3 protein-coding genes and 2 pseudogenes are annotated in these 6582 nt (G+C 43.9%); 1 reads left to right on the top strand and 4 read right to left on the bottom strand.

Translation table 11 applies throughout. From position 1 onward, the window contains the following. Nucleotides 1-67: 67 nt before the first annotated feature. The 3 genes and pseudogenes from AC5590_RS31490 to AC5590_RS31480 all read right to left on the bottom strand — a co-directional run bounded on the left by AC5590_RS31490 (nucleotide 68) and on the right by AC5590_RS31480 (nucleotide 4416). Nucleotides 68-1663: pseudogene (locus AC5590_RS31490) on the bottom strand (group II intron reverse transcriptase/maturase). A 624-nt stretch (nucleotides 1664-2287) separates the two neighbouring features. Then, nucleotides 2288-2380, bottom strand: a pseudogene (locus AC5590_RS31485) (reverse transcriptase N-terminal domain-containing protein); the annotation flags it as partial. Nucleotides 2381-2952: 572 nt separating this feature from the next. Then, nucleotides 2953-4416 (bottom strand): HEAT repeat domain-containing protein, encoded by a 1464-nt coding sequence (locus tag AC5590_RS31480; protein WP_169267192.1) that lies wholly within the window; start codon nucleotides 4414-4416, stop codon nucleotides 2953-2955. Nucleotides 4417-4510: 94 nt separating this feature from the next. On the opposite strand from AC5590_RS31480, the gene AC5590_RS31475 reads away from it, so the two are divergent. Further along, nucleotides 4511-5050 carry a hypothetical protein gene (locus tag AC5590_RS31475; RefSeq protein WP_169267191.1) on the top strand — a complete coding sequence of 180 codons (540 nt, stop codon included), beginning with the start codon at nucleotides 4511-4513 and terminating at the stop codon, nucleotides 5048-5050. Nucleotides 5051-5468: 418 nt separating this feature from the next. Here AC5590_RS31475 and AC5590_RS31470 read toward each other — a convergent pair whose 3' ends face one another. Next, nucleotides 5469-6548 (bottom strand): AAA family ATPase, encoded by a 1080-nt coding sequence (locus AC5590_RS31470; RefSeq protein WP_169267190.1) that lies wholly within the window; start codon nucleotides 6546-6548, stop codon nucleotides 5469-5471. Nucleotides 6549-6582 lie beyond the last annotated feature (34 nt).

The following is a 6582-nucleotide window of genomic DNA, read 5'->3' as shown; positions in this document are numbered from 1 at the left end:
AATTCTCTAGGAGAGTCGGCTCTCCGTTCTAAACGACCTTTCAAGTCGCGCTTATCCCGAGCACCTCTCAGTTAGAGCCGAGCGTACCCATTTCTGTGTACTCGGCTCCCGATATTCTTAGGGTTTTATCCCTTTTGCCCATGTGGATGTAATCGTGACAAGATTCGTGTACAGCTAATAGATTTTTTGTCTTCCAGTTGTCATGGTTTCCGTCTGTATGGTGGAGATTTACCCGTTCTTCACTGGTAAATTTTATTCCACAGTATCCACATGTATGGTTTTGCTTCTGTAGTGCTTTAGAGGTGTGCCCATCATACAACTTGCTGTTGCGCTGGCTCCAGTAAGTTAAGTCTCCGTCAAAGGGAGACTTATCCCCTTTGACCATGATGTGAGCGTTTTCGGAGTAGGAAACCTTTGGGAACGCTTTGTCTAGTAATTTCTTACTGGAGTATCGGTCGTTTTTGGCTTCCTTATTAAATACCTTGTATGCTCTTGTTTCGATGTGGTATAGCGAATTGCGAGAACCATCCATCTTGCAGAATCTATGGTAGTTTCTCCATCCTCTAACCAAAGCAGCTAATTTCTCAGCTTTTATTTTGGAACCATAATTCGAGTTGTTGACAATGGCTTTTACTTTCTGACGGAATTTTTTGAAGTTATCCACTGAAGGGGTGCTTCTGAATTTTCCGTTGTTTTGCACTTTGAAATGCCAACCAAGGAAATCAAATCCATCTGTCGCAGCGGTAATGCATGTTTTTTTCTCGCTTGCCTTCATCCCTCGTTCTGCTAGAAAATGACCTATCTTTGCGAGTATCTCAGTAGCATCGTCTTGTGGTCGAAGTATTATAACCATGTCATCTGCGTAGCGGACTGATGGTTCGTACGGTTTTCCGTCGTGTCTGTATTTATGGACACTTTCGATACCATTAAGAGCAATGTTGGCTAAAAGCGGACTGACTACACCACCTTGAGGTGTTCCTTGTTCTGGAAACTCTGGGTTTACTCCTGCCTTTAGGCATCAGAATATACCTGTTTTGATACCCTGTGGGGCAATAAGGTTCTCCATAATAGTGGTGTGATTAATCCTGTCGAAACACTTTTCAATATCGAGTTCTATGACTCGTTTGTTGATTCCATTACTTTTGGAGCGAAGGTTATTGAACAGGAGTTTCTGCGCATCGTGTGCGCTTCTTCCCGGTCTGAATCCGTAGCTTTTTTCGTGGAATAGTGCTTCATGTGCTGGTTCTAGAGCGTACTTCGCGATAGCTTGCCAAGCTCTGTCTGCAATAGTTGGAATTTTTAGCATTCTGGTACTGCCATCCTTTTTTGGGATGGGAATACTACGTAACTTCTGGTGTTTCCAGTTGTTAGTGGATGCATTAAGCAGTTTTTCTAGTTCAAATCGTTCCTCAATGGTGAGGGATTTTTTGCCGTCGATTCCTGCCGTTTTCTTTCCAGCGTTTAACTGAGTTACTTGACGGATGGCCATCCATCTAGCCGCTTGGGATTTCAGAATAAGTTTCTGAAGGGACATTGCTTTACGCTTGTCTCCCGCTCGAATTGCTTTATATATTCTCGTTTGTAGGCGGAATAAGTTACGTCTGAATTTCTTCCAGGGTAAATTCTTCCACGATTCACTAGTTGTTACACTGTGTCTAATCATGCTCTAACTCCGGGGAATATACTCTGAATACCTTGCAGCCAATAAGCCGCATCCTACCCGAATCAGGGGACTTCCGTATCTCGTCTTACCTACATGGGGTTCGACCTTCCCATGACCCTTGATTCGTTTTTATTCGTTCCTTCGATAGATTGATGAGCCACTGCGTTGCCGGGGTTCCCCCGGTTGAAGCATGTGGCGTTGTTCCGTTAGGTAGTGCCACTTTAACCATCAGAACCCCTAGATTCTTGCCGCTGTCATTGTTGAACTCGGCGGGATTTGACTCTGATAAAGTCGGGGGTTTTGGTTATGCCCCGCTTAGTAATAGGTTACTTTTTTAGGCATCGATTTTACCGTGGGAACTCCCTGTTAGCGCAAAGTCTGCCGGGGGAAGCTTCCCCCGGCGAGCTTTGCACCAGTGTCAACCCATAACAGTCGTCTGATTGTGCCCTGTTTCCAGCTTCACTCTACAAGAACCGAGCTTGTTCGGTGTGGACAGATAAGGAGTCACGCCTGAATCTGGCGGGTAGGGCTTGCACCTACATCTCATCGAAAGTTCAACTCTTAAGAGTTGGTGAGGTTATTTACGGACTGGTTACCGTGATTCACTCACAACGAATCGCACAACAATCTAACTTGCAGGCGGAATAAATCTTTCCGGAATTTCTTCCAGGGTAGATTCTTCCAAGATTCACTAGTCCGGTGACTGTGCCTAATCATGCTCGTGCTCCTTTTGATTGTTTTCTGAACACCTTTCAGCAATTACGCTGAATCCTACCCGAGTTAAGAGAGTTCCGTATCTCGTCATACCTACCTTGGGTTCGACCGCCCAGGACTCTTAACTCGTTTTTATTCGTTCCTCAGGAGAGATTGTTTTGTGCCGTCAGATGGAACCAATTTGACTACCAGATCCCCTTACTCTTTGCCACTTGCTTAGACACCATTGGCGGGTTTTTCTCTGGTGAAGTCAGGGGTTTTGTGTTTATGCCCTGCTTGAGGTTAAGTCACTTTCTTAGGTTCTATTTTCATCTTGTGCACTCCCCGTTAGCGCAAAGCTCGCCGGGGGGAGTATCCCCCCGGCAGACTTTGCGCCAGTGTCAGTCCATAACAACCGTCTGATTGCGCCCTGTTCCCAGCTTCACTCTACAAAATTCCGAGTTTGTTCGGTGTGGGCAGATAGGGAGTCACCTCTGAGTTTGAGGGGAAGGGCTTTCACCTTCATTTCTCCTGAAGTTCAACTTGTTGACATTACAACGAAGTTGGCTTGCTTATGTACGGATTTTCACCGTGATTCAGCTAGCAACGAATCGCACGTCTAAAAACTCTTTGGCTGCGTCGTATTCTTCTGAGGTGGATTTGTTAGCAATGTCACCGGAGAGGATGAGGACATCGAGGCGGGAGCAATCGAGTCCTATTTTGAGATCATCTGCGAGTTGGCTACACCATAAATCTGCATTTTCAAGCGTGCCAAAGTGCAAGTCGGAGAGATGGAGAATGTAAGTCATGGAGATAGAAATGGGTGTTGGGTGTGGGCGAGGTGGTTGAGTTAGGGTGTAGTTGTAGAATTTGCAACGGTTTTGTATTTTAGAGATTGTATCTAGTAGATAGGTTTTTGTGGTTGTTGATAAAAGATGAGTTAATTCTGGTAGTTTTTCAGGACTAGCGATTTCTCCTAACGCATCAGCCGCACTGCTACGCACAGAAGAATGTTCATCGTTCAAAGCTTGAATCAGTCCAGTTACTGCTGTGGAATTCCCGATATTTCCTAACGCATTAGCCGCGCTCCTAAGCACATGAAAATATTCATCGTTTAAAGCTTGAATCAGTGGAGTGACTGCTCTGAAATCCCCGATATTTCCTAACGCATTAGCCGCGCTCCTACGCACATGAGAATCTTCATCTTTTAAAGCTTGAATCAGTCCAGTGACTGCTGTGGAATCCACGATATTTCCTAACGCATTAGCCGCGCTCCTATGCACATAAGAATCTTTCTGGTTTAAAGCTTGTAGCAAGGGCGAAATTGCATGTTCAGAACGTGTTGTGCTTAATAACTCAAATTTAAGTTCTTGAGAAACTTCTAACCCAACAACTAACGCCACCGTCTGCACTTGAAATTCTGGTTTTACCGCACCTGCTAGCCTTGCTACCAACTTCAGATCCACCTCTAACGCTAACTTTACCACCCGCAGCGCTTGTTTCTCTTCTTCCAGTAACCCCAACATCAAGGCTAGGGGTTCAGTCCATTGCAGGTAATTCAAATATTCCCGTTTCAGCTTGTCGTCACTAAAGTGGGGTAACTGCTTGAGTAGACTCTCGGCAGTGTAATATTCTTGAATCAGTTGGTGTTTAAACTCAATTTTGTTTTCTGTACCAAGTTGAATCAGGTGATACTTGAGTAAATCATCAAGCCATTCGAGTGCTTTCCAGGGTTGATGATATCCCTGCTGTTGCAGAAACTCCTTGAGTATATCCTGTGCTTCTTGCTTGGGAATGGCAACTTGGAACTCAGTCGATTCACTTGCTTGAGTCATCTTTAAGGCTAAATGTTGCAACAGTCGCCGCCACCACTGGCGAGACTCATCTGTTACCAGAACACCCTCCAAGCGCTTGTTCTCACAAAACTGGGTAAACTCGCGAAACACCATTCCCAGATTTGGCGGTATTTTACCCGTCCCTATGAAAACAGAACACAGCATCTTCAGCAACAGTGGTGTTTCCCCAAACTTCTGTAGGCGAGTACCCAACTGTCGCAGCATCTGCTCTCCCTGCTAGCGAAAAGCTGTGTTTTCATCTCCGCCTAGAAATTTTTCCTGATTTATCTCAATCTCAGCAACGCCTCAAGATTTCTCTATGTCTAATCTACCGCCGACAACTCCAGAACCTGAAACTCAATCACTCACAGAATTTGAACGCAACATTTTGGAAAAAGAATACTTTTTCTTGCAAACGACTATCGAAGACTACAATAAACAAATTTGGGTTATCAAAGCTCTTGGTATCACAGGCACTGGGGCTATTTTAGCGTTGATGTTACAGCAAAAAACTAATGGAAGTGCGTTAGCGCCTTGCGCGGCTCCCTCCGGGAGCATCGCCTTAATTGGTTGTGCAATTCCCGTATTTTTCTGGATATTAGAAAGTCAATGGAAATACTTTCAGCGCGGTTTCTATCCTCGTGTTGCAGAGATTGAGTCTATTCTCGCCAATCATGGATTACGATGTCCTTGCATATACGGCGGATGGACTCATGCTGTCAAGCATAGTTCTTTCTCGCCCAAACGTAGCAATTACCTCAAGGATGGTTTGTTAAACCCTAGTGTGTATGTGAGCTACGTGTTAGAAATTGGGTTTTTGTTACTCATGGCTATTATTGCACCTAGCTTGACGAAGTAATTACGGCAAAATTCAGGAGTCAGTGGTTAGTAATACGCTTCTCTTTTTTGATTTCACGAAGGCGATCTGCAAAGGAGCGCAGCAGCGAAGCTATTGCTCCGCAGGAGGGGGCGCTTTGCGCGATCGCTCTTTGGGCGGTGCGAAAAGGGTATAACTGAGTTCAGCAAGTGCGTTAGCTCAGATCTTGCACCTCTGGCTGAGTACGCCCAGAACTTAAGTTCTGGGCTAATAAACACGCGTCCGTTAAAACGGACTAAAAAACTTACTCAGTCCGTTTTAACGGACTTGGACTTTGAGCCAAGAAATTTATTTCTTGACGGACGAAAAGTATGATGCAAGATCCTCGCGAACGAGTGTTTGATACTCATCTTACTGTTCCCTGTTCCCTGTTCCCTGTTCCCTGTTCCCTGTTCCCTCTTCACTGATTTAAGCTTCTTAATAAAATTTCTTTAATCGACTTTTCATCCGCTGCTTTTGGACTCACATCACGGGTGAGTAAATAAATTGTATTCAATAACTGGTCTGTCGCTCGTTCAACATTTTGATTTTTATCTGATTTATTATCTGACAAAAACTCTTTGATTAACTCATTAATTTTTGCTTCAGCATCTTGAGCAAGGCTTTCCTCATCTTTAAAATGAGCTTTAACAATTGCTTTGAGAGCTTCTTCTTTCGGTTCTGGCATTTCTACTCGTACGCATCGCCGTTTAAAAGCTGGCGGAAAATCTCGTTCTCCATTGCTCGTCATCACAATGATAGGGAAAGCATAGCAGCGTACCCAACCCCCTACAATGTCAACATCAATATCTTGGTCTCGGGTATCTACTTTAAATATACGCTTTTCTTGGTTATTTTCTTGCTTATCTTCCCCTTGAGATTTTGCTCGTCTCACCAACTCTGGAATCGGAAACTCTCCCTCCTCAAAAATATTTAATAAATCGTTGGGAAAATTAATATCGCTTTTATCGATTTCGTCAATTAGGAGAACTCTTGGTAACAAAGAAGGTAAAAAAGCTGTTCCCAAAGCGCCCAATGTAATATACTTACCAATATCCTGGTCTTCTTTTTGTTGAGCATCTTGGAGTCTGGCGATCGCATCATAACGATAAAGACCTTCCTGTAAGGTAGAACGAGCGGTGATTCCCCAAGATAAGACTGGACCTAGGTTTAATTCATAGGCGATCGCATAAGCCAAAGAAGTTTTACCCGAACCAGGTTTACCCGTCACTAGCAAAGGTCTTCGTAAATAAATAGCAGCGTTAACTGCATTTATAACATCATTGGCGTCACGGGATATACGAAAAATTTCACCCCTTCTTTTATTTCTGTCTTTTTCTTGCGCCAAATTCAGGAGTTTTTCCCAGCGTCCATCATTTGGAACATCTTCTTTTTTACTAAAGCGTCGCCAAGGAGGAGGTTTCAGATGTTCTAATTTCTCTTTAACCTCGTCTTCCATTATTTGCTCGCCGTTACCATGAAAAAATCGCCAGTCTTCCATATTTTCAATTTATCTTAAATCTATATGACTGAAT

The organism is Brasilonema octagenarum UFV-OR1, from assembly GCF_963888615.1.
GTDB classification, from domain to species: domain Bacteria; phylum Cyanobacteriota; class Cyanobacteriia; order Cyanobacteriales; family Nostocaceae; genus Brasilonema; species Brasilonema sennae.
The sequence above is the reverse complement of the archived record's forward strand: the minus strand, read 5'-3'. Positions and strand labels throughout refer to the sequence as shown.